General features: G+C 48.9%; 25 protein-coding genes. 16 read left to right on the top strand and 9 right to left on the bottom strand.

What is annotated here, in order from left to right; all coding sequences use genetic code 11:
• The first annotated feature begins 56 nt into the window (after positions 1-56).
• The 3 genes from uxaC to AC6R0R_RS15220 all read left to right on the top strand — a co-directional run bounded on the left by uxaC (position 57) and on the right by AC6R0R_RS15220 (position 4,050).
• The gene (gene uxaC / locus AC6R0R_RS15230; RefSeq protein WP_500627309.1) at positions 57-1,490 is read left to right on the top strand and encodes a glucuronate isomerase; all 1,434 of its coding nucleotides are present in this window, start codon (positions 57-59) and stop codon (positions 1,488-1,490) included.
• Positions 1,487-3,481, top strand: a complete 1,995-nt coding sequence (locus tag AC6R0R_RS15225) for a heparinase II/III domain-containing protein (protein ID WP_500627308.1) — start codon at positions 1,487-1,489, stop codon at positions 3,479-3,481. Before uxaC ends, AC6R0R_RS15225 begins: the two co-directional genes overlap by 4 nt.
• A 179-nt stretch (positions 3,482-3,660) precedes the next feature.
• Positions 3,661-4,050: an MAPEG family protein gene (locus AC6R0R_RS15220; protein WP_500627307.1), complete on the top strand. Its 390-nt coding sequence runs from the start codon at positions 3,661-3,663 to the stop codon at positions 4,048-4,050.
• A 36-nt stretch (positions 4,051-4,086) separates the two neighbouring features.
• Here AC6R0R_RS15220 and AC6R0R_RS15215 read toward each other — a convergent pair whose 3' ends face one another.
• The 3 genes from AC6R0R_RS15215 to AC6R0R_RS15205 form a co-directional block, all read right to left on the bottom strand.
• Positions 4,087-5,109 (bottom strand): acyltransferase, encoded by a 1,023-nt coding sequence (locus AC6R0R_RS15215; RefSeq protein WP_500627306.1) that lies wholly within the window; start codon positions 5,107-5,109, stop codon positions 4,087-4,089.
• Between the two features lie 282 nt (positions 5,110-5,391).
• Complete coding sequence (locus AC6R0R_RS15210; RefSeq protein ID WP_500627305.1) at positions 5,392-5,670, bottom strand: type II toxin-antitoxin system RelE/ParE family toxin; 279 nt, start codon at positions 5,668-5,670, stop codon at positions 5,392-5,394.
• Positions 5,667-5,951 (bottom strand): type II toxin-antitoxin system RelB/DinJ family antitoxin, encoded by a 285-nt coding sequence (locus AC6R0R_RS15205; protein ID WP_500627304.1) that lies wholly within the window; start codon positions 5,949-5,951, stop codon positions 5,667-5,669. Before AC6R0R_RS15205 ends, AC6R0R_RS15210 begins: the two co-directional genes overlap by 4 nt.
• 322 nt (positions 5,952-6,273) lie before the next feature.
• Here AC6R0R_RS15205 and AC6R0R_RS15200 point away from each other — a divergent pair, with 322 nt between their 5' ends.
• On the top strand, positions 6,274-6,789 hold the full coding sequence (locus AC6R0R_RS15200) for a hypothetical protein (protein WP_500627303.1): 516 nt from the start codon (positions 6,274-6,276) through the stop codon (positions 6,787-6,789).
• Positions 6,790-6,861: 72 nt separating this feature from the next.
• Here AC6R0R_RS15200 and AC6R0R_RS15195 read toward each other — a convergent pair whose 3' ends face one another.
• The gene (locus AC6R0R_RS15195; protein WP_500627302.1) at positions 6,862-7,785 is read right to left on the bottom strand and encodes a LysR family transcriptional regulator; all 924 of its coding nucleotides are present in this window, start codon (positions 7,783-7,785) and stop codon (positions 6,862-6,864) included.
• A gap of 148 nt (positions 7,786-7,933) precedes the next feature.
• On the opposite strand from AC6R0R_RS15195, the gene AC6R0R_RS15190 reads away from it, so the two are divergent.
• The 3 genes from AC6R0R_RS15190 (at position 7,934) to AC6R0R_RS15180 (ending at position 9,453) form a co-directional block, all read left to right on the top strand.
• Positions 7,934-8,176: a DUF2798 domain-containing protein gene (locus AC6R0R_RS15190; RefSeq protein ID WP_102778453.1), complete on the top strand. Its 243-nt coding sequence runs from the start codon at positions 7,934-7,936 to the stop codon at positions 8,174-8,176.
• Positions 8,177-8,215: 39 nt separating this feature from the next.
• Complete coding sequence (locus tag AC6R0R_RS15185; RefSeq protein ID WP_500627301.1) at positions 8,216-8,767, top strand: carboxymuconolactone decarboxylase family protein; 552 nt, start codon at positions 8,216-8,218, stop codon at positions 8,765-8,767.
• 101 nt (positions 8,768-8,868) lie between these two features.
• Positions 8,869-9,453 (top strand): tyrosine-type recombinase/integrase, encoded by a 585-nt coding sequence (locus AC6R0R_RS15180; protein ID WP_500627300.1) that lies wholly within the window; start codon positions 8,869-8,871, stop codon positions 9,451-9,453.
• 144 nt (positions 9,454-9,597) lie between these two features.
• Here the strand turns inward: AC6R0R_RS15180 and AC6R0R_RS15175 are convergent, their stop codons facing one another.
• On the bottom strand, positions 9,598-11,001 hold the full coding sequence (locus tag AC6R0R_RS15175; protein ID WP_500627362.1) for an HD-GYP domain-containing protein: 1,404 nt from the start codon (positions 10,999-11,001) through the stop codon (positions 9,598-9,600).
• 197 nt (positions 11,002-11,198) lie between these two features.
• Here AC6R0R_RS15175 and AC6R0R_RS15170 point away from each other — a divergent pair, with 197 nt between their 5' ends.
• The 3 genes from AC6R0R_RS15170 to AC6R0R_RS15160 all read left to right on the top strand — a co-directional run bounded on the left by AC6R0R_RS15170 (position 11,199) and on the right by AC6R0R_RS15160 (position 14,278).
• Positions 11,199-11,795: a TetR/AcrR family transcriptional regulator gene (locus AC6R0R_RS15170; RefSeq protein ID WP_500627299.1), complete on the top strand. Its 597-nt coding sequence runs from the start codon at positions 11,199-11,201 to the stop codon at positions 11,793-11,795.
• A gap of 96 nt (positions 11,796-11,891) precedes the next feature.
• A complete protein-coding gene (locus AC6R0R_RS15165; protein ID WP_500627298.1) occupies positions 11,892-12,740 on the top strand; it encodes an alpha/beta fold hydrolase in 849 nt (282 codons plus the stop codon).
• Between the two features lie 149 nt (positions 12,741-12,889).
• Positions 12,890-14,278, top strand: coding sequence for an SLC13 family permease (locus AC6R0R_RS15160; protein ID WP_500627297.1), 1,389 nt, complete (start codon positions 12,890-12,892; stop codon positions 14,276-14,278).
• Positions 14,279-14,292: 14 nt separating this feature from the next.
• Here AC6R0R_RS15160 and AC6R0R_RS15155 read toward each other — a convergent pair whose 3' ends face one another.
• A complete protein-coding gene (locus tag AC6R0R_RS15155; protein WP_500627296.1) occupies positions 14,293-14,664 on the bottom strand; it encodes a hypothetical protein in 372 nt (123 codons plus the stop codon).
• Between the two features lie 131 nt (positions 14,665-14,795).
• On the opposite strand from AC6R0R_RS15155, the gene AC6R0R_RS15150 reads away from it, so the two are divergent.
• From AC6R0R_RS15150 to AC6R0R_RS15140, 3 genes are read left to right on the top strand one after another with little or no spacing between them, the layout of a single operon-like run.
• Positions 14,796-15,164, top strand: a complete 369-nt coding sequence (locus AC6R0R_RS15150) for an MmcQ/YjbR family DNA-binding protein (RefSeq protein WP_500627295.1) — start codon at positions 14,796-14,798, stop codon at positions 15,162-15,164.
• 60 nt (positions 15,165-15,224) lie between these two features.
• Positions 15,225-16,175: an endonuclease/exonuclease/phosphatase family protein gene (locus AC6R0R_RS15145; protein WP_500627294.1), complete on the top strand. Its 951-nt coding sequence runs from the start codon at positions 15,225-15,227 to the stop codon at positions 16,173-16,175.
• Positions 16,176-16,202: 27 nt separating this feature from the next.
• Positions 16,203-16,520: a DUF4144 family protein gene (locus AC6R0R_RS15140; RefSeq protein WP_500627293.1), complete on the top strand. Its 318-nt coding sequence runs from the start codon at positions 16,203-16,205 to the stop codon at positions 16,518-16,520.
• Between the two features lie 68 nt (positions 16,521-16,588).
• Here AC6R0R_RS15140 and speB read toward each other — a convergent pair whose 3' ends face one another.
• Positions 16,589-17,515, bottom strand: coding sequence for an agmatinase (speB, locus tag AC6R0R_RS15135; RefSeq protein WP_500627292.1), 927 nt, complete (start codon positions 17,513-17,515; stop codon positions 16,589-16,591).
• On the bottom strand, positions 17,516-19,438 hold the full coding sequence (speA, locus tag AC6R0R_RS15130) for a biosynthetic arginine decarboxylase (RefSeq protein WP_500627291.1): 1,923 nt from the start codon (positions 19,436-19,438) through the stop codon (positions 17,516-17,518).
• A 258-nt stretch (positions 19,439-19,696) separates the two neighbouring features.
• Between speA and AC6R0R_RS15125 the strand changes: the two genes are divergently transcribed.
• Both AC6R0R_RS15125 and AC6R0R_RS15120 read left to right on the top strand, forming a co-directional pair.
• Entirely contained in the window at positions 19,697-20,392 is a 696-nt protein-coding gene (locus AC6R0R_RS15125) for a pirin family protein (protein WP_500627290.1), read from the top strand.
• A 107-nt stretch (positions 20,393-20,499) separates the two neighbouring features.
• A complete protein-coding gene (locus tag AC6R0R_RS15120) occupies positions 20,500-20,751 on the top strand; it encodes a DUF3081 domain-containing protein (RefSeq protein WP_487902985.1) in 252 nt (83 codons plus the stop codon).
• 73 nt (positions 20,752-20,824) lie between these two features.
• Here AC6R0R_RS15120 and AC6R0R_RS15115 read toward each other — a convergent pair whose 3' ends face one another.
• Positions 20,825-21,184, bottom strand: coding sequence for a MaoP family protein (locus AC6R0R_RS15115; RefSeq protein ID WP_500627289.1), 360 nt, complete (start codon positions 21,182-21,184; stop codon positions 20,825-20,827).
• A 207-nt stretch (positions 21,185-21,391) separates the two neighbouring features.
• Between AC6R0R_RS15115 and AC6R0R_RS15110 the strand changes: the two genes are divergently transcribed.
• Positions 21,392-21,589: LysR family transcriptional regulator (locus AC6R0R_RS15110; RefSeq protein WP_500627288.1), on the top strand; the 198-nt coding region annotated here is incomplete at its 3' end.

Below are 21,589 nucleotides of genomic sequence, written 5' to 3'. Positions count from 1 at the left end.
CGCACACGCGGAAGGGGGATGCCATAACTTAAGGCTCAACACTTAAGGCTGGTTCAATGAACAATCACTATATTCACGACAATTTTCTCCTCAACTCGACACTCGCTCAGCACCTCTATCACAACTACGCCGCGCCCATGCCCATTATTGATTATCATAATCACTTGGAAGCGCAGGACATCTTAGACAACACCCCCATTCAAAACTTGGCCGAAGCTTGGCTGCACAGCGATCACTATGTGTGGCGTGCGATGCGCAGCAACGGCGTGGATGAGCACTTCATTACCGGTGCGGCGAGTGATGCTGAGAAATTTGCCAAGTGGTGCGAGTCTGTGCCGTACTTGCTCGGTAACCCGCTCTACCAATGGTCGCATCTTGAGTTAAAGCGCTTTTTTGAGTGTGATTTGCTGATAAACCCTGACAACGAGCAAGCGATTTGGCAACATTGCCAACAGCGACTGGCGACTCAGCCGTTGACCACCCGCGAGGTGCTCACCTCGCTCAAGGTTAAAACGCTCTGTACTACCGACTCTCCGCTGAGCGATTTAAGCGCGCACGCCGCGCTCAAGCAATCTGATTTTTCCGTACAAGTGCTGCCGACGTTTCGCGCCGATGAGCTGCTGGCGTTCGATACCCCTGCTGCGCTGCAGACGGTGACCGGAAAATTGGCGGCGCTGACAGGCAATCCAATCGCACGATGGGAAGACTACCTTGCTGCTATTGACGCGCGTATCGAGACTTTCCATGCGCTCGGCTGCCGCTTGTCTGATCTCGGGTTAACGCAGGTGGCGTTTACACCATGCACGCCAGAAGAGGCCAAAGCAGCGTTCTCGACGCTGCTCAGTGGACAAGCGCTGAGCGAGTCTGAGCAAGTGGCGCTGCGCACTCGTCTGTTTATTGAGCTTGGCCGACGTTATCACCACTATGGCTGGAGCATGCAACTGCACATCGGCGTGTTGGTCAACGTCAACCAAAGGCGCAAACAGGCGCTGGGTGGCGGCACCGGGTTTAGCATCATCAACGATCTGTCGATTGCTCAGCCACTGGCGCAGTTGCTCAGTGCGCTGGATGAAAGTGCCGAGCTGCCCAATACCGTGCTCTACAATCTCAACCCTAACCACAACGCGGTGCTGAGCTGCATGGCTGGCGCTTTCCAAGACAGCGATCGCGCCGCAGGTAAAATCCAGTTCGGTGCGGCGTGGTGGTTCAACGATCACAAAGATGGCATGGTGGCGCAGCTGACGACACTGAAAAACCTCGGCGCATTAGGGCGATTTGTCGGCATGTTGACCGACTCACGCAATGTGCTCTCTTTCAGCCGCCACGAATATTTCCGCCGCGTATTGTGCGATCTGTTGGCGAAGTGGGTCAGCGAGGGTGAGCTTCCTTACGATGAGTCACTGCTCAAAACCACGATTGAAAACATTTGCTTTTACAACGCCGAGCGTTATTTCGGCTTCTCAACGACTCAGCTGGAGACGTCTTCATGATTCAATTTTCTCACTCTGACATGGACCTCATCCGCGAGCGCGCCACCCCTAAGGTGATTGACGCGCTCAAATCCAATAATCAGATAGTGCTCGAGAACGAGATCCTCGTGCCGTGCGATGGCCGCGCAACGTGGAACCTCTACTACTACTGCCCAGAGCACGGTGTGCGTTTGACATGGGATCGCGACAAGCCGCTCTCACACTGCTGCCCAGTGGACGGCAAAGAGTTTACCGGCGAACCGTATGATGGCGCATGGTGGCGCTGGATGAACGGACTGAACGCCAAAGCGTGTTACGACCTTGGCTTACTGTGGCAGATCACCAAAGAGCCGCTCTACCTTGAGAAAGTCACGGCGATTTTGCTTGAATACGCCAAGTACTACCCAGATTACGAAATTCACGGCGGCATTCCGTACAACGGCCCAGGCAAAGCCAACGCGCAAACCCTGTGTGAGGCCAACTGCCATATTGATATGGCGCGAGGTTATGATTTTATCCGTGAAGCGCTCAGCGCAGAGCAACAAGCGGTGATTGAGACGCGCCTGCTGCGTGAAGGGGCCGAGTTCCTGATGGAATACCGCACCCCGCAGTTGCACAACCATGAGATGAAAATCAATGCCACCGTGGGTGTGATTGGTCTGATTCTCGATGATTCGCGTTACCTTGATTTCGCGCTCAATACCGATTACGGCCTGCACTATCAGCTCAATCATGGCTGCTTGGGTGAAGGGATGTGGTTTGAAGGCTCGATTCACTATCACTACTACGCGCTGCAAGCATTAATGAATTTTGAGAAGATCGCGTACAACACGCCATATTCGGTCGCCTCAAACCCGAACTACCTCAAGTTGCTTACTTTTCCGCTCAGTTTAGTGATGAACACCGGCGCGTTCCCGCGTCTTAATGACTGTATCGCAGGGCAAGAGCAGCTTACTCATGCGCACATTTTTGAGTTTGCTTACCGACAAACCCCATGTGAGCCGTTTGCACGCATGCTCAGCAGCATCTACCAAAATATTGAGCGTGATAACATTGATGCGCTGCTATACGGCGTAGACACCTTACCGGAAGCTTCGCCGCTTGCCTGCCACACGGTACACGCCAAAGAGGCCGGGATCAGCTTGGTGTACGATGACAAGCAAGACAACGCCTTGCTGCTCAAACACGCGCCCTATGGCGGTGAGCACGATCACTATGACCGCCTTGGCATGATTTTAAACCGCGCGGGCAAAGAGATTCTGCCAGATCTTGGCACCACAGGTTATGGCGCTGAGCTGCACTACGGCTACTACAAAAACAGCGCGACGCACAACACCTTAGTCGTAAACCAGAAAAACCAGTCTCCTATCAACCCGAACTTGCTGGCCTATCAGCAGAGCGATGCGCTGACGGTGATTGATACGCAAGTGGATTGGTCTGAGCCGCCAGCGCAAGTCGATAGCCACACGCTGGAGCATTGGGACAGCAAAGCGTACCAAGATGTGCGTTTTCGTCGTACCTTACTCTGGCTAGGCGATGCAGCGATCGAGCTCAACCGCATCGATAACCCGCACCAACAGCAGCTAGACTTGACCTATCACGTGCGCGGTCAGCACCAGTTGGCGCAACGTGGTGAGGTCATCGACAATCCACTTGAAGGCCCATTAGCCCGCATGACAGACACCCAGTGGCTGGCAGAACAAAGCGGCTTAACGCTACATTATGAGATTGAAAGTCAGCCGACATTCACTCAATTCATCGCCAGCGACACGCCGCTAGGCTTGCTCACGGGCTACGCCCCAGACAACCCAGCCACCAGTCATTTGGCGTACAGTCTGCTCAGAAGCCAAGCGGCATTGTGTCAGGTCGCGGTACTGCACGATTTGTCTTTAGACGGGCGCTACCAAGGGCTTAATGTTGAGTGGCAAGCGGAGCAAGTGGTCGTGCGTTACCAACGTGATGGGCATTGGCATGAGCTGCGTTATGACTGGACTCAGTGTCAGGTGGTATAAGCAAGCATCGCACACGCATGTCATCGTCATGTGCACTTAGCGTGCATACTAACGTGACAGCCACCCTGGGTCGGTGATGTGAAAAAGGCAGCGTTCATTGGGCGCTGCCTTTTGTTTCGGCTGGCATAATCCATCGTTCCCCATTATGTTAGAGATGACATCAATCAAGGAGACACACTATGGTAACGGCGCTATATGCGGTGATATTGGCCGGATTATTGATTTCGCTTGCTTGGCAAGTGATCAAACAACGACGTGCAGAGCTCATAAAATACGCGGACGGCGGCGTCGAAGCGCTGGTTTTAGCGCGCAGCGCACACGGCAATGCGGTCGACTATATTCCTATCACTTTGATTTTAATGGCCTTGGCGGAATACAACGGTGTGCATGCCGGCTTTATTCATTTGGCGGGGATTGCGTTTGTGATTGGGCGAGTGCTGCACGCGAAAGCGATTTTATCCGATACGCTAAAGCACCGTATCACTGGAATGAAATTGACCTTCTTCGTCATGGCCGCGCTGATGGTGTTAAACCTCATCGCGCTGCCGTACTCGAAACTGCTTGGATAGATAACAAGAGCGCCGCGTATCTGCGGCGCTTGAGTATCAACGGAACAACCAAGTATTGAGTTTGGTGCCGTCCACGGCTTTCACCAGTAGATACGTCAACGTGAGTGTACCCACAAAGATACTGGCATCTCGCATCAACCCCTCTAATTCCAACGCCCCGGCGAGGTTGAACATCACTATCATCATCGGTAAATGCGCGACGTAAACCGGTAACACGTAGCGGGCGAGCCCCGTCAGCCAATGACCTTGGCCGAGCGAAGGCTTGGTCAATAGCCAGAGAAAACAGCCCGTTCCCCACAGCGCCGTCCCAAACAGAAAATCATTGGTGTTGAAAGGCTGGTCATAAAACGACAATCCGTACGCTTCAGCGAAATGAACCAACATCCCCAGCGCCGCCATCGTCAGTGCCTGTGCACTGCTCACGCGCCATTGTTGACGGCGAATCACGATGCCCAATGCGAACAGGAGCGTTGAGAAAAATGGTCCGTTACGGGTGAAAAACGGCGACCACAGATCCGTTACCCCTTGATAGCTGCCTGCCAAAACGCCGTAGACATACAGTAGCAACGCCAACGGAATCAACCACTGAGATTGGGAAATATGCGCCAACCCTGCCGCAATCGCCGCCGCTAATACTAACGCCGGGATAAACCACAAGTGCACCAGTCCGCCTTCAAGCAAGGTATTAAGCGGTGTAGAGAGTAAAAACTGCCAGTAGCCCATGCGATCGGCCAAGTACCCTTGTTCCATCACTACATTGAGGTTAAACGGCATCACAAGACAAATTACACTCCACACAACAAAAATGCGCAGTAGCGGCGCGCTGTAGGCTTTGAGCGTCGCGATGGGGTTGGCGTCCAGTTTAGGGGCAATCAAATACCCCGAAATCAAAAAGAACAGCGGCACAGCAAAGCGTGTCGCCTGATTAAAAATGTACCCAAACCAAGGGGTGCCATCCGATAGCCAGTAGGAGAGAAATGGCTGCCCATGCATAGCAACAATCGCGATGATCGCCACCACACGGCCAAGTTCGATACTCTGGATTTTTTCTTTCTGCATAATAATTATCATTGTTAATAACTGACCCTTAGATATAGCAGTTCACCGCGCAGACAAGGTGGGGTGAAATCAAGGAGTCGGGCAGGAAGGAGGGGATATGTGTTGTTTTTGTGGGGGAGTTCAAATGTTTGGTGTGGGTGTGGGCAGTAGTTTGCCCCAAACAAGCCAGAGCAGGATTGAGTCCAATTTCAAGACCTGCAATGTGACATATTAAGCAGTATAGAAGGAAAGCAAAAGCCGAATTATTCCGTCTAATAAGCGTGAGTTCCGCAGAGGACGCAATCAATCCATAGGAAATTTTTGTTTCTGGTGGAGAACGCGCATGATTCGGATAATGTCGCCTTCGATCCAATAGGAGACGATCAACGAAATCTCAGGAATTACCAGTAATCGACCACGTATACCGTCTCGTTGCACACCCATAAGTGGCTGCTCTAGCAAGTTTTCTACTTTTGCTTCAATGAGGTTGTCAGTTTTTTCTGCCGCATCAGGGTTGAAGTCATAGAGAAACTCAAAGATTTTTTCACGATCATTAAGTGACCCTTCTTCCCATAAAATCATTGCTTACCTCGATTACGGATTCTGGCTTTGCGCTCTTCCATTTGAGATTTAGCCGTTTGGTGCTCAAGGAAAACGGATTTTCCTGAGTCCAACTTCTCAAATGCTAGGTTTACTTGCTCAGTCAACCATGCGTCGTGAGATAATGCTTTTCTTTGTTGTTCAGCGAGTTGCTCAGTTAGTTCACGGCAAGCGTCACTCAGAGTGCGACCTTGGCTCTCAGCCATTTGTTGAGCTAGGCGTTTTGTTTCTTCATCAACACGAAATTGAATTCTAGTGTCCATTATGTATTCCTTTGTAGGCGTATGTACAAATGTTAGCACTAGCCTATAAGCTGGGCAACTAACAGGAGTTTCAAGGTACATTTTATAGTCGAATGTGGTTGTGTTTGTTTTTGGGCAATAGCACTAACAGACTTCAGCCCAGAACTTTTACAGTTGGCGCGTCGTAACTCAGAAGTGCCCCAAAACGGTCTAGGAAGTAAATCTATAAATAGTTCAATCTTTCATTTTTGCATGGATATAGAACGAAATTGTCTATTTTTGAACCTTAGAGTGCTTCGTAGAATAGTGCCATCAACTTGATAACACATAATGAAGGTTTGCTATGAGCACATCACAATTAATTCTTGAGCTATCTCTTATTGGCACGATGCTACTCGTTACGGGTATTTTTTTGGTTCGTAGCTATGATAAAACCGACAGCGTAGGAACAAAAATTCAAAAGATCCTAACAGGTTTACTTGGCGCCTTTATGGTGATGGCGGGAATGGTAAAATTCTTTGACCCGTTCACGGCTATGTTTGCAAAACAAATTGCACTGAGTGAACTGCCTTTACCAACGTTGTCTCGCTGGGCTGGTCAATTAGGTGAGATTTTTTCAGGTCTACTGTTGCTTGTAGTGATGATTGGTAATAAGGCACTTGCGGCACCGATTAAAGATAAAGCCATAGAGTTATCAACGCTATTAACGACAGCAATTATGATCGTTGCAGTGTATGTTCACCTACTGCCAAATGTGCCTGCCGAAGTGCTACCGCTTCAGTCTAAACCACCTGTAATGACGCTGACTATTCTTGGTTTAGCGTGGTTGAATGCATTCTTATATTTTCGTAAAAAGTAATCGCTAAAGTCACATAATAAATGCCAGATTAGTTCGTCTAGTCTGGCGTTTTTCATTTCATAAATATAACAACTACGAGTCTCGCTCAGAGTGAATCGAAGCCAGAAACTCAGTAGATTGCCCAAACCGTTCAAAAATCATGTCCCTAAAGGCAACCACTCTGGTCGCTATCAGCTTTCTGTCTGCCCACACCAAGAATGCTTTACCCGTTGGGTATTCAAGTTCTGGCAATACCTCGACCAACTCTTTTCTATCTGCATGCTTTTCAAAAACTGCTCTTGGCATCATGCAGATCCCAGCACCTGCCAATGTCGCATCAATATTTAAACGTAGACTGCTGATTGAGTAACGAGGTTGATAGGGAATACGGAGTGTTTTGCCATCTTCTTTTAGCTCCCAATATGGCAAGTTATTACCCGATAGTAGCTGATGGTTAATTAACTCTTCTGCTCGTTCTGGCTGACCATATTTTTCAATATAGCTGGGTGATGCCGCGAGCATTAATTGTGATTCAAACAACTGACGCTGTATTAAATGACTGGCATGAGGAGGCGTCGTCACTATCGCAAGATCAATCTGCTCATCGAAGAAACGTTCTGTACCTGCGCTAAATTGAATGGTTACGGAGACCTCTGGGTGAAGCTGCATAAACTCAATCGCCATTTTTTGCAGGAATTTGTCAGCAAATGGCTCTGGGCAAGATACTCGGATTTCCCCCGTTAATACGGGCTGACTATTCGAAAGCTGTGTCCATTCATCATTCAACTGCACAAATAGGGCTGCGAAGCGTTGGTAATATTCGTCACCAGCTGTCGTGAGCTGGAACTGTTTTGCATTACGGTGTACCAGTTTTTCACCCAATTTATCCTCAAGGCTCGCTACAGCCCTTGATAACGTTGGGGCTGAAACGTGTGTTTTAAGGCTCGCCGCTGCAAAGCCACCGCACTCGACAGATTGGCAAAACAGATAGAGATTGGAGATGTCTTTTGCTTTCATAGTTGATCGCTCTTGAGGGTTGCACTCTGAGTTAATCATTCAAATATGAAAGATTCAAGTTCAATGTTGTCTATTTTTGATTGTGATGGGCGGGGCTAATATAACCCCATCAGTTAGCCAATCGAAGTCAGGCATAAGAGAGTCAATCATGAAAAAGTTTTCACGTAAGTTCCAATACCCACTAATGGTTTCTATGGTTTTGCCTACTATGCTTCTTAGCATGCCAGCCATCATGGTAGCTAAAACACTGCCAGAGAACGGCGCATTCTTTGATGCATGGTTAAACGCAGTTTCACAAATGGTGCCATCTGCACTGTTAGTTTTAGCCCTTGTAGCACCAACTGTTCGTCTTTTCGTAACCAAAGTGCTGCTAGAGCCAGAAGCAAAATAAGTTAGTAAAGTTAACAAGTTAAAGAATAGGAAAGTGAAAATGAGTGAATTTAAACTACACACTGTTGAGTCTGCACCTGAGAAAAGCAAAGCAATTCTTGAAGGCGCACAAAAGCAAATGGGTATGATTCCTGGTCTCTACGCAGTAATGGCTGAGTCTCCTCAAATCCTAACAGCGTACACGCAACTGCATCAGCAATTCACCAACACATCATTTGATGCCGAAGAACTAACAGTTGTATGGCAGACCATCAACGTTGAACACGAGTGTCACTACTGCGTCCCTGCACACACTGGGATCGCGCACTCAATGAAGGTTGATCCTGCATTGATTGAAGCACTGCGTAACGATGAGGCGATGCCAACTGAAAAGCTTCAAGCTCTGAAAGACTTCACTCTTGCAGTAGTTCGTGAACGTGGCAATGTATCAGAAGCAGACCTAGCGGCATTCTTTGCGGCAGGTTACGGTAAGCAACAGGTACTGGAAGTGATCCTTGGTCTATCGCAAAAAGTGATCAGTAACTACGTCAACCACGTTGCTCACACGCCAGTAGACAAAGTATTTGAGAAGTTTGCTTGGTCTAAAAAATAGTCCCACGATCTAGACGTAATAGAGCGAACGAATACGTTCGCTCTTTTTTCACAAAACTTCATGTTTAGATGTCTGTTAACAACAGTACAACGAGAGAGCATATGGAGTGCAAGAAAACGGGTGTAAAAAAGCCATTTAGATTAGAAGAAATCTGGCGGATTAGAACTCGCTTAGAGCTCAGTAATAATCTGATGGAACTATCTCTTCTTAACCTTGCAATCGATAGCAAGCTACGTTCAAACGACCTCTTATCATTAACAGTATCAGATGTTTCATCTAACTTCTTAATATTCAACCGTGTCCAGTATGTTCAGAAAAAGACTGGCAATGACGTTCAGTTTGAAATCACTCAGAGAACACAGCAAACGCTGAGTCATTGGATTAAAGACCAAAAGCTTCAACCTAAAGACTACCTTTTTCCAAGCCCAGGAAAGCCCCATCAATCTCTAAGCTACTCATATTACCGTCGAATCATTCGGAGTTGGGCACTTACTTTAGGTCACAACCCTGATCTCTACGGAACTCATTCAATGCGCCGAACTAAAACGACATTGATTTACCAGAAGACTAAAAATATTCGAGCGATTCAACTTTTACTCGGGCATACCAAGATCGAAAACACCATCAAATATTTGGGTGTTGAGTTGGAAGATGCACTTCGTTTATCCGAAGAAATTGAGAGCTGATTCATAAGGAATGATTATCAAATGTTGGTGACTTAGAGTTTTTACTCTGTCTCATTTATGTCCAAAACCAAGCTATCAAACTGAAGCACACAGACGGCATAGCCACAGTGAGCGAAGAGATGAAGATGCTCTTTACAAATAAATCTAAAGCGTTGGTGACGAGGGGAGTTCACTCATCCCAATGTCTTTGATGTATTTCTCTGGGAGCTTGCTTAATGCGGCTTTGAGCGCATTAAAGCACAATGGATCGATGGCTGTGCCGACGTTTTCTTCCATGATTTCCAATGTTTTTGGAATCGGAATGGCGCCTCGATAAGGGCGTTCAGCGGTAATGGCGTCAAAAATATCAGCTGTGGTAATAATCCGTGTCATCATCGATATTTCTTCGGCAACCAGTTTGTCGGGATAGCCTGTTCCATCTAACTTCTCGTGATGGGCCGCCGCCATTTTGGCAAAGTGTCTGAGCGGCGATATCTTTTCAAGGATCTCTCTCGTCAGCACTGCGTGGTTTTGCACTTGTGCCCATTCGTCTCTATCCAGTTTTCCTGGTTTATCCAAGATGGTGTTGCTGACCCCAAGTTTTCCGAGATCGTGCAAGAGTGCGGCGCGTTTCAGCCATAGTCGATCCTCTTGGTCAATATTGAGCTCTTCGGCAATGAGGGTACTAAAAACAGCCACTCTGGCGCTGTGTCCGGAGGTAAAAGGACTCTTGGCGTCGATGATCTTGCCAAACGCGGTCACGATTCGGTCGAAATAATCATCGTCTAAGGGGATCATTGCTTGTGCGGGTGACATGGAGAGGACAAAAGAGACGATGGATGGGGCGTTGAGTGCCTCAATAAAATCCGCGTTCTCTTCCAACTGCTTGGCGATGGTCACTAAGCTAGGGTCCAGCCAGTTTCCGGAGCGACGTTCCAGTTCAGAAAAGGCAATGCTCAAATCATGTTCACGTTGGAACACATCCATTACTTGAGCGAGAAGCGCAATTCTTGAAAAGAGTGGGATGTGATCATGTTGCAGCCCTTCAGGACGGCCTGAACCGTCCCAGTGTTCATCCAAATGTTTGATACCTTGCGCCACGTTTTCACTGAACAAGAGTTCACGCGCGACTTCAGCACCTTTTGTGCAACGTGTTTGGATCAACTCTTGTGCGTAATCGGTACCATTTTTTAAGATGTCAATGGTGGTCGAAATACGCTTGCGCCAATGCTCTCCCGAGCCTGCATTTTTAAGTACAAAGTTAATGGCACTCGTCAGGCTGGTGCCGACCGTTTTATAACGCTGTTTAAACCTCAGATCATCGGTGGCGTAAAGCTCGCAAATACGCGCGGCATTACTGCTACAGCCCGCATCTTTGAGTAACAACGTAAAATACAGATCATGCAGTTCTGATGAGGAAAGGTTCATTCGCTCACCAATATGCATGCCTATCCAGCAGCAACGCATGCTGTGTTCAGGGGGTTGTCCCTCCGTCATATCGAGTGCGACGGTCAGTGAAGAAATCAGTTCCGCCAAAGGCATATTGAGGTTTAAACCCTGTAACAACATCATGCTCTACTTATTCACATGTAAACAAAAATTGTAGTGCAATCATTCGTTATCGCCTAATGACAAACGATAAAAGCTTGGCGAACGATCCAGGAGCGACCGTTCCTCCTCGTTTTCGATGTTCCGCTAAGACTTCACACTTGGCAAAAAAGTACGAACGTGCTAAAAAGGCGTTCAGTCCACACAGTGAGTCACCGATGAGTAAAGGTAAAATCACCCGAGAGAATATTCTGAGCAAGGCATTTGAACTGGCCAGTGAAAATGGGTTGGAGAGCCTGACGATCGGAGAGTTGGCGAAGCAGTGTGGTATGTCTAAGAGTGGGTTGTTTGCCCATTTTAACTCGAAAGACAACTTGCAAATTGCGGTGCTGGAGTACGCCAACCTCGTGTTTACCGAGCGAGTGATTGCGCCAGCGAGGGCGCAAGGTGATGACAACATCGAGCGCAAACTGCGCAGCCTGCTCGACAATTGGTTAGGGTGGAACCACTCGTTTCAAGGCAGTTGTATGTTCCTTGATGCGTGGAAAGAGGCGTGCCCACAACCGACGCCGACGCAGCAAGTATTGAAGAAAACCATCGCCACTTGGATTGAGTATTTGCGCATTCAGGTAGCGAAAGGGGTCGAGAGTGGTGAGTTCGACCGCCAGCTCGATCCGAAACAAGCCACGTTCGAGTTGTACGGGCTTTATTTGAGTGCCCATCTGTTTTACTCCATCCACGGCGAGCAGGCGAGTTATGCGCTGTTCTGGTCTGGGGTAGAAGCGCTGTTGCAGCGCTGGAGAGTGAGCGCTTAACCCACAGAATAAACAACACGCGTCATCGATTGACGCGGTTTTTTTAACTTAAAATAGTACGGTCGTTCGTTTTTACGAACAGATAAGGATACGACCATGAGTGATAAGATCTATTTCAATACATCAACGAAATTCAGCTTAAAGAAAAGCATGGTGAACTGGGGCACAAGGCTTCATCACACCTTAGCGCCTAAGCACGCGGAAAAAACGGCGCGCAAACTTTTGCTGACGCCGGTGCGCACCAAACCGAAAAACGCCGCTCCGCTAGGGATGATTGAAGGCGAAGTGCAAAGTGGGGAGGGGGTGTTGAAAACCTATCGCTTGGGGTCGGGGCCGGTGTGGGTGTTGACCCACGGTTGGTCGGGCAGCGCAAGCCAGTTCTACCCTTTGATGGCGCATATTGCTAAGCGAGGTTACACCGCTCTGGCGTATGATCACCCGGCTCATGGTCAAAGCGAAGGCGTCTATGGCCATATTCCTGCCTTTGTTCAAGGGCTAGAAGCGGTACTGGACAGTGTCGATGATGTGGCGGGTCTGGTTGGGCACAGTATGGGAACCGCGTCTGCGATTGAGTGCCATCATCAAAAACTGGTGGATAAGCCGATGTTGCTGATTGCGCCGGTGTTGGACTACCTCGACAATCTGTTCGGCAGCATTTCTCGCTCAGGATACTCGATGCGTTTGTTTGATGCGGTGGTATCGAAAGTGGAAGAGCAATATCGCTATCCGATCCAATCCATCGACCCCTACAACAAACTCAAATTGCGCCAAACGCCGACTATTATCGTTCATGATCAGCAAGATAAATTCACCCACTTCTCCGTGTCAGAAAAAGCGGCCAGTGAGATGGCGAACGTCAGCTTGGTGGCGACACAAGGCCAGGGGCATGGTCGCGTGATGAAGTGCCCACAAGTGATGGAAAGTTTCGATAAATTAACGGCTTAGTGAAGCGTTTACCCGCCTATTACTGATAGTTAAGTCATTAATGTCCATGGTATTGATGGGGTTAACAAATTCGCAAAGGAAATTATTTCCGCCTGCAACATTGTGGGATCATCTAGGGGCCAGTTCGGCCCTTAGAAGGAAATATAATAATGCATAAAAATGATAGTGTCCCTTTGCCCACCAATACCCGAGAGTGGTTGTTTAACCGCAACAGCGCCATCGTCTTGGCGGATATAGCGCTGTTTTTGCTGCTCTATTTTACCCTCCCGTTTGATCCGCCGGTTGTGCTGGGTATCAGCATGCTACTGTTTATCGCCATTTTATGGCTCACCGAGGCGTTGCACGTGACGGTGACGGCCATTCTTGTCCCTGTGATGGCGGTGTTCTTTGATGTGTTTGACACCCAAACCGCGCTCAACAACTTTTCTAATTCCATTATCTTCCTATTCCTTGGCGGTTTCGCCCTCGCGGCGGCGATGCACAGGCAAGGTTTGGATAAGGTGATTGCCGATAAAGTTTTGATCTTGGCTAAAGGCAAAATGAGCGTGGCGGTGTTTATGCTGTTTGGGGTGACCGCTGGGTTGTCGATGTGGATCAGCAACACCGCGACAACGGCGATGATGCTGCCATTGGTGCTCGGCGTACTGAGTAAAGTCGATGCAGACAAAGAGCACCCAACCTATGTGTTTGTGCTTTTGGGTATCGCCTACAGCGCCAGTATTGGCGGTATTGCCACCATCGTCGGTAGCCCACCGAACGCCATCGCCGCAGCCGAAGTGGGGCTAACTTTTACTGATTGGATGCGCTTTGGTGTGCCGACGACGCTGGTGCTTTTGCCTGTCGCGATGGCTGTGCTGTATCTGATGCTCAAACCCAATTTACAAGGCAAATTTGAGCTGAACTATCAGCCGGTGCAGTGGGATAAAGGCAAAATCGTCACGTTAGGTATTTTTGCTGCCACGGTTTGTCTGTGGATTTTCAGTAAGCCGATTAATGCCATGCTGGGCGGTTTTGCTAAGTTCGATACGTTGGTGGCACTCGGTGCAATTGTCGCGGTGAACTTTGCGCGCGTCGTGCACTGGAAAGATATTGAAAAAACGGCAGATTGGGGCGTGTTGCTGCTGTTTGGCGGCGGGATTTGCTTGAGTAATGTACTCAAAGCGACGGGTACCAGCGTCTTTTTGGCCAATGTGCTCAGCGAGGCGATTGCTCACCTTGGCATAGTGTTCATTGTGGCGGTGATTGCGATTTTTGTCGTGTTTCTTACCGAGTTTGCCAGCAACACGGCGAGCGCAGCCTTGTTGATTCCGGTTTTTGCCACCGTCGCCGAAGCGTTTGGCTTATCGCCAGTAATTCTGTCTGTGCTGATTGCGGTTGCTGCCTCTTGCGCGTTTATGTTGCCGGTCGCCACGCCGCCCAATGCCATCGTGTTTGGTTCAGGTCACGTAGAACAAAGTGAGATGATGAAAGTCGGTATTGTGCTCAATCTTGCTTGTATCTTAGTGCTGACGGGCATTGCCCTCACGTTTTGGGCATAACGCAACTGAGGCGCCTAGAGCGCCTCTTCTTCTTGCACGGTATTCACCTGGGTTTGGGTAGAATGGCAGGATGTGGATTGTGGTTTCGATGACGATAGTGCGCCAGATAATTGCATGGCGGTGTGCGCATCGATGCGACTGGCGTCAAACAGCAAGTAACTGCGCTGGGCGCTACCATCTTGATGCGGCACAATGCTCAATGTACCTTTAAATCCAAGGCGAGAAAGATGCTGGCACAGCGCCTCGGGTGCGATGTCATAAACGGGGTGCAGATATGGCATTAAAGTGTCGGCCACCCAAGCGTGTGTTTGGTAATGTGCCATTGCATTTTCTAGGTGGTCTGAATCGGTAAATTCGATGATCTCTAGTACGTGTTCCAATCGCATCGAGGTGCTAATTCCATTTTAATCATAGAGTTAATAATGGCGATACTACATCAATCCCCTCTGTTGTCACCTGTAATGGATCAATTTATCTTGTGCTCTATGCGCTCGACCTAAATCAAAAAGGAATGGTGATGAATCACGAACAATTTAATCAGTTCTGCCGTGCTTTACCGGCAACCACACACGTGGTGCAATGGGGCAACAGCGAGGTGTGGAAAGTGGGCGGCAAGGTGTTTGCCATCGGTACACGCACGCCAAGTGGTACGCCTGCTTACACGTTTAAGACATCAGAGAGAAACTTTGTCTTCCTCAGTGAAAGTGACGGTTATATTCCGGCGCCGTACTTTGCCAGCCGCGGCATGAAATGGATTCAGCAAATCGATGCCTCGCCCGAGCGCGATGAAGCGCTCCATTACTATTTGCACGCCTCCTACCAACTGGTGAGCAAAGGACTGAGTCAGCGTGTGCGTAAAGAGCTGGGTATCGAGCTCGAGAAGTAACGCAGGGTCGCGCAAAAATTTGGTACACTCATCCTATGATTTCATTGTTAGAGACGTCGTTTGCACACCCATCAGACACTGACGTTTGCCACCGCAAACCTGTTCAATTTTGTCGCGCCGCCCAACGCGTTTTATGATTTTGAGAATATCTATGAGACGCCAGCGTGGGCGGAAAAATGTCGCTGGACGAAGGAGAAATTAACGCTTCTTGATGCAGATATCGTCGGGCTGCAAGAGGTGTTCTCGATTGAGGCCGCGAGACAGATGATGGCGGATCTCGGCTATGGCTATTTTGCGGTCGTCGACACGCCGCATATTGAGCAGGAATACATCTACTCCCAGCCCGTTGTGGCGCTGGCGTCTCGCTACCCAATCACACGTTGTCAGGCGGTGACGCCGCCTAGCGCTTTAATGGAGTGCTATGGCGTTCCCTTTCCAGGCTTTAGTCGTCAGCCGATTGCGGCCGTGGTCTCGGTGCCCAATATAGGCGAAGTTGCCGTTTATGTGTGTCACCTAAAATCTCAACGCGCGACAGAGAGCGCAAGTGGTGAGAGTGAGCATCCACTTCTCGGGCGCTGGTTGTCTCATCAACAACGTGGCTGGGAAGCCGTGATGCTTCGAATTGCGATGGAAAACGCCTACCGGTCACATCCGGTGCCGACTGTGCTGATGGGTGATATGAATCAAAGTTTGGACAGCGTACTGACCGGGCAACTCACGCTCAATGCCAGCAGCGACAGTGCGACACTCACACTCGAAGACAGCTGGAGCCTCTACCAAACCAATGACAAAGCAAAAGACCGAGCGGCCACACATTATCATTTCGCAACGGGCAATGTGTTGGACTACCTGCTTCTCTCGCAAGAGTTTCAAGCTCACTCGCCATACTCACTTGCGGATGTTGTGGGCTATCAGGTGTTGGATCAACATCTGATTAACCCGTCCTTCGCGCAAGATAGCCAAGCGAGTGATCACGCGTTTGTCTCGGTGACGGTCTCGTTTGTTTTATAGTTTGACAACACAATAGGAAACCCAACCATGATTGAATGGCCATGCATGTTCAAGCTAGACGGCGATTACGAGCTACTCTATGTACCCTCTCAAGATGTGTTGGAAAGTGAACTCACATCGCTAATCTGGAGTGAAGACGATTGGCTGATTGATAGCCGTGGTCGGTGTTTTCTCATCTCAACAGACGAACAAGGCTATCACTACCAGCCTCACGGCGAGCTTATTACGCTCGAACAAGTGACCCAATGGGTACAAGAACATGAGTTTGCCAAGGTGGAAATGTGCTTGACGAAAATCCACTTTAATTCAATACAGCAAGCCATCGAATCGCTGAGCGTGGCGTAAGTCACCTCAAATGACAACGCAGAAAACAAAACAGGGAGCCGTGGGCTCCCTGTTGGTCAGTGATATTGTTATTCTTCGATGCGATTGGCTGCCCAAGCGTACATCAACTCTAGTGCGATGGTGGCGCCTGCGAGTGAGGTGAGGTCTGCGTGGTCGTAGGGAGGAGACACTTCTACGACGTCCATACCGACGATGTTCATATCGGCAAAACCGCGGATGATTTTCAGCACTTTATCAGAGTTCAGACCGCCACATACCGGGGTGCCTGTACCGGGTGCAAAAGCTGGGTCTAAACAGTCGATGTCAAAAGTCACGTACACCGGTTTGTCGCCGACGATGTCTCGCACTTGTGCAACAATCTCACTCGCGCTCAGTTCATTGGCTTCCATCGCATTGATGACGTTAAAGCCATGATCTTGCTTTTTGTATTCCGTACGAATGCCAATTTGTACTGAGTGTTTAGGCGAAATCAACCCTTCTTTTGGCGCATGATAGAACATAGTGCCATGATCGTATGAGCTGCCGTTCGCGTAGGTGTCGGTGTGCGCGTCAAAGTGGACGAGCGCCATCTCACCGTGATGCTTCGCGTAGGCGCGCAAGATGGGTAAGGTGACAAAATGGTCTCCGCCCAATGCCAACATGGTTTTACCATCACGCAAGATTTCACTGGTCGCCGCTTCAAGGCGGTAAGTGAAGTCTTCAGCGTCGCCGCAGTCAAACACCAAATCACCCGCGTCAATCACGTTAGCACGTTTGAACACGTTGAAATCCCATGGGAACTTTTTGCTTTCCCAAGCCAAGTTAACCGAGGCACGACGAATGGCGTCAGGGCCCATACGCGCGCCAGGTCGTCCTGACGTCGCCATATCTAAAGGTACGCCGAGGATAACCAAATCGGCATCACTGCCGATAGGGTCGCGCATATAAGGGCGACGACAAAAGGTCATCGCGTTGGAGTAGAGCGAATAATCGATTTTGCTAAACAAATCGTTCACTTAGAAATCCTCTAAATAGGTATAGCCACTTAAGCCTTGCTCAAGTTCTTGCAATACGCTTTGCTGTTCTTGTTCACTGACGCGCTGCGTGACCAGTTCACGGTAGTGCTCACGGATGTTATCGACATCAATATGCACGTAGCGCATCATATCTTCTACAGTATCGCCCTCATCAATACGCTCGATGATAGGTTCACCACTGTCATCTACGGTCACGACCGCACTGTGCGTGTCACCGAATAAGTTGTGCATGTCACCCAAGATCTCTTGGTAGGCACCGACCAAGAAAAAGCCCATAAAGTACGGCTTATCTTTGCTCCATGCCGGAACAGGGAGAGTCGTCTCAATGCCTTGACCATCGACGTACTGATCGACAGTACCGTCTGAGTCACAGGTGATGTCGAGCATCACCGCGCGGCGGTCTTCGACATTCTCAAGCCCTGACAGAGGTAGGACAGGGAACACCTGATCAATCCCCCAAGCGTCAGGTAGCGATTGAAACAGCGAAAAGTTGATGAAGAACTTATCCGCCAAACGCTCACTCAGTTCGTCCAAAATAGGGCGATGGAAGCGGTTTTTGGTGCTCATCAATCGGCTGAGCTCGTAGTAAATACGCAATGACATCTGCTCTGCCCAAGCGCGCTGGTGCAGGTTCAACACCCCCGCAGCAAATAGCGAATGCACTTCGGCAAGGTCGCTTTGCGTATCGTTGTAAATTTCAATTAATGCACGCGCATCACTGCCATCTTGCAAACTTTCCCAGTTGCGCCACATGTTTTGTAGTAGCAGTGGGTCATCAAGTTCTGGCTCATTGACCACTTCCGGCTGGTAGGCTTCTGTGCCGATCACGTTGGTGATCAGTACCGCGTGATGGGCGGTAAGTGAGCGACCCGATTCGGAGATGATCGTCGGCATGGGTTGTTCGTACTGCGTGCACACATCCCCAACCGTGTTGACGATGTTGCGCGCATATTCAATCAAGCCATAGTTCATCGAGCTGGTGGATTGGCTACGTGTGCCGTCGTAGTCCACCGCGAGTCCGCCACCAATATCGAAATATTGAATGTTGGCACCCATGCCGCGCAGTTCACAGTAGAAGCGCGCCGATTCATTGACACCATTACGAATATCGCGGATGTTCGCCATCTGCGAGCCCAAATGGAAATGCACCAGTTGCAAAGAGTCCAATTGGTTCTCTTTCGTTAGCCTATCAATCACGCTAAGCACTTGTGATGCCGCTAGACCAAACTTCGACTTATCACCGCCGCTTGATTGCCATTTACCCGCACCTTGAGAGGCCAGGCGAATACGAATGCCCATGCGCGGTTTAACGCCAAGACTTTTCGCTTCTTTAAGCACTAAGTCCAGCTCGGACATTTTCTCAAGCACGATGAAGACTTTGTGACCCAGTTTTTCACCGATCAGCGCTAGGCGAATGTACTCTCTGTCTTTATAGCCGTTGCAGACGATCACTGAGCTCGCTTTTTGCGCCAATGCCAGTACCGCCAAAAGTTCAGGCTTACTGCCCGCTTCTAGGCCAAGTTGTTTGGTCTCTAGTTGCGCTTGGCTGGCAAGGATCTCATCGACCACTTCTTTTTGTTGGTTCACTTTGATCGGGTAAACCAGCAAGTAGTTATTCGGATATTGGTACTCATCAATCGCTTGGTTGAATGCATCACAGATGCCGTGCACACGTTGATGCAGAATCTGAGGGAAGCGGACCAGTACCGGTAAATTAAGCTGCTTTTGTTCGAGTTGAGCGACAATTTTGCTCAGTGGCACTTGGTGATCTTGACCAAGCGCAGGTGACACATACACCTCACCTTGGTTATCGATACCGTAAAAGCCTTGGCTCCAGTGTTGAACATTGTAGTCAGCGCGAACGCGGTCGAGTTTGGAAGAATTTTCCACATCAAGTCTCACAAAGATAAAGAATAAAACATGACTTCAGTGTAGTTAGAAATCATACGAGTCGCGGGCTTAATTTGATGACCGGGTTATCGCGACGAGCGCATTAACGGACAAACGCCCCCTAGTGTCCAACAAAAACAATTTGTCGATAGGACAAGGATTACTTTACGCCTGCTTCATCAAAAATTTCGAACTATTAAGCCAAATTTATGCGCTGTTTGTGAGCGCAAGCATCTCTTAATCTAGGAGAAAAGAAAGAGGAGTAATGTCATGATCACAGTGAGACACGCACACGATCGCGGCCGCGCCAATTTTGGTTGGCTCGACAGCAAACACACGTTTTCATTTGGCCACTATTACGATCCGCAGCAGATGGGTTTTTCCGCGCTGCGCGTCATCAATGACGATGAAGTGGCACCCGGCGCGGGGTTTGATACCCACGGTCACCGAGATATGGAAATCATCAGCTACGTTCTTGAGGGCACCATCGAACATAAAGACAGTGAAGGCAATATTAAGTCACTGCCTGCGGGTGAGTTCCAATTGATGTCGGCGGGAAAAGGCATCTATCACAGTGAATACAATGCGTCGAAAACCGATGCATTGCGCTTCTTGCAAATTTGGATTGAGCCGCACACTTTCGGTCAAACGCCTGGTTATCAGCAAAAAGACTTTGGTCAAGCGCCTGGGTTAACGACCATCGCGACGCCCACAGGCGAGGCGGGTACCTTACATATTAAACAAGATGCCCAACTACATCAGCTGATTTTATTACCGGGGGAATCGCTGGAGCACGCGCTTGGCGCTGATCGTAAGGTGTATGTGCACCAAATCGACGGCACGTTAGAGGTTGACGGGAATCCCCTACAAGGGGGAGATGGTGCAAAGGTAGAGTCCACCTCTCGAATCACGCTCATCAACCGCGGCGCTGACAACGTCAAAGCGTTGCTGTTTGATCTTCCCTAGCGCCTCAAGAGTAAATAGAGAAAGCGTGATGTCACTGGCGTTCTCCAGTGGCTAAATTGTACACACAGAGCCATACTTGAAATGAGAACATAACAGGAGGGTCAGCGATGAAAAACGAACTGGATCCGACCAAAGTATTGCAGGCTTACGAGATGGTAATGGCGCGCGGTACGCCGACCGAGTTTGGCAAGATGTATGAAGGGGTCGAAGCGTTTTCCGACTATGATGGCTACAACGTCTTTCTACGCGGTAACGGCGTTGAACTCAAAATCGGTTTCCACAACACCTATCATTTAGAGTATGACCAAGAGCATCTAAGAGACAGCTTCTTGAAAAAGGTCGCCTCTTTGGCCAAATAGCCGAGCGGCTAAAAAGTTAAAGCCCAGATTGTTGCCAATCTGGGCTTTGTTATTCTGTGCTTGCGGGTCGAGATTAATCTTCTTCCACCAAGCTGACATCATCGGCGTAATCTTCCACATTGCCATCTGGTTTTGAACGACCATTTAGGGTGTGAAAGCGTTTACGACCACGAGCGAGTTGAACGTATTTTAACCACACACGTTCCAGCTTGGTTTTCGCTTTTCCAGGGTTTTCGATAACTTTTACGAAATGCTTTTCTTCTGCGTTTTCAGGTAAGAGATCGCCGTTCTCCAAGCCCAACATGGTGTCACCATAGAGGGTTAGGATTTCTTCTTCAGCGAGCGTAAAATCACCAGACTTAGCAAAGCCGCGTGGAAACTTAGTGTTGTCGTAAAAACGTTTTTTGCCGTGACGAAATTCAGTGTCAGACATTGTGGTAGCCTCTGTAACCTACAATTGATAAATGACCTAAGCGGTACAGATCGAAAATTAGGCGCAAAGTTAGCAAAAAGAAAACAAAACTTTTTTATTGTCACTATTAAACATTTTTGTGGTTTTAAGGTAACATTTTGCCCATTCAATGGTTTGCTTAATGGCAAGATTTGGTAGGCTTGAACGCTTGCACTTTGAGGAATATTAATGGACGTTAAAGTCTTCAGAACCTTTTTAGAATTGGCCAATGTACGCCACTTTGGTCGTGCGGCGGAAAACCTGTACATCACTCAAGCTGCGGTTAGCGCACGTATTAAGCAATTGGAAAGCTATTTTGATACGCAACTCTTCATCCGTGATCGCAACAACATCAAACTGACTTCCGCCGGTGAGCGCTTGATTGGC

The organism is Vibrio sp. R12-SW3-ISO1 (assembly GCF_059834005.1).
Note: the sequence above shows the minus strand (reverse complement) of the source record. Positions and strands in the feature narration are given on the sequence as shown.

Excerpts from the sequence above, each read along its gene's own strand:
- AC6R0R_RS15165 (WP_500627298.1), top strand. The coding sequence starts at position 11,892 with ATGAGTGATAAGATCTATTTCAATACATCAACGAAATTCAGCTTAAAG.
- AC6R0R_RS15125 (WP_500627290.1), top strand. The coding sequence starts at position 19,697 with ATGATCACAGTGAGACACGCACACGATCGCGGCCGCGCCAATTTTGGT.
- AC6R0R_RS15225 (WP_500627308.1), top strand. The coding sequence starts at position 1,487 with ATGATTCAATTTTCTCACTCTGACATGGACCTCATCCGCGAGCGCGCC.
- AC6R0R_RS15170 (WP_500627299.1), top strand. The coding sequence starts at position 11,199 with ATGAGTAAAGGTAAAATCACCCGAGAGAATATTCTGAGCAAGGCATTT.
- AC6R0R_RS15180 (WP_500627300.1), top strand. The coding sequence starts at position 8,869 with ATGGAGTGCAAGAAAACGGGTGTAAAAAAGCCATTTAGATTAGAAGAA.
- AC6R0R_RS15205 (WP_500627304.1), bottom strand. The coding sequence starts at position 5,951 with ATGGACACTAGAATTCAATTTCGTGTTGATGAAGAAACAAAACGCCTA.
- AC6R0R_RS15195 (WP_500627302.1), bottom strand. The coding sequence starts at position 7,785 with ATGAAAGCAAAAGACATCTCCAATCTCTATCTGTTTTGCCAATCTGTC.
- AC6R0R_RS15220 (WP_500627307.1), top strand. The coding sequence starts at position 3,661 with ATGGTAACGGCGCTATATGCGGTGATATTGGCCGGATTATTGATTTCG.
- AC6R0R_RS15160 (WP_500627297.1), top strand. The coding sequence starts at position 12,890 with ATGCATAAAAATGATAGTGTCCCTTTGCCCACCAATACCCGAGAGTGG.
- AC6R0R_RS15140 (WP_500627293.1), top strand. The coding sequence starts at position 16,203 with ATGATTGAATGGCCATGCATGTTCAAGCTAGACGGCGATTACGAGCTA.
- AC6R0R_RS15215 (WP_500627306.1), bottom strand. The coding sequence starts at position 5,109 with ATGCAGAAAGAAAAAATCCAGAGTATCGAACTTGGCCGTGTGGTGGCG.
- uxaC (WP_500627309.1), top strand. The coding sequence starts at position 57 with ATGAACAATCACTATATTCACGACAATTTTCTCCTCAACTCGACACTC.
- AC6R0R_RS15190 (WP_102778453.1), top strand. The coding sequence starts at position 7,934 with ATGAAAAAGTTTTCACGTAAGTTCCAATACCCACTAATGGTTTCTATG.
- AC6R0R_RS15200 (WP_500627303.1), top strand. The coding sequence starts at position 6,274 with ATGAGCACATCACAATTAATTCTTGAGCTATCTCTTATTGGCACGATG.
- AC6R0R_RS15185 (WP_500627301.1), top strand. The coding sequence starts at position 8,216 with ATGAGTGAATTTAAACTACACACTGTTGAGTCTGCACCTGAGAAAAGC.
- AC6R0R_RS15115 (WP_500627289.1), bottom strand. The coding sequence starts at position 21,184 with ATGTCTGACACTGAATTTCGTCACGGCAAAAAACGTTTTTACGACAAC.
- AC6R0R_RS15150 (WP_500627295.1), top strand. The coding sequence starts at position 14,796 with ATGAATCACGAACAATTTAATCAGTTCTGCCGTGCTTTACCGGCAACC.
- AC6R0R_RS15120 (WP_487902985.1), top strand. The coding sequence starts at position 20,500 with ATGAAAAACGAACTGGATCCGACCAAAGTATTGCAGGCTTACGAGATG.
- AC6R0R_RS15155 (WP_500627296.1), bottom strand. The coding sequence starts at position 14,664 with ATGCGATTGGAACACGTACTAGAGATCATCGAATTTACCGATTCAGAC.
- AC6R0R_RS15175 (WP_500627362.1), bottom strand. The coding sequence starts at position 11,001 with ATGTTGTTACAGGGTTTAAACCTCAATATGCCTTTGGCGGAACTGATT.
- AC6R0R_RS15210 (WP_500627305.1), bottom strand. The coding sequence starts at position 5,670 with ATGATTTTATGGGAAGAAGGGTCACTTAATGATCGTGAAAAAATCTTT.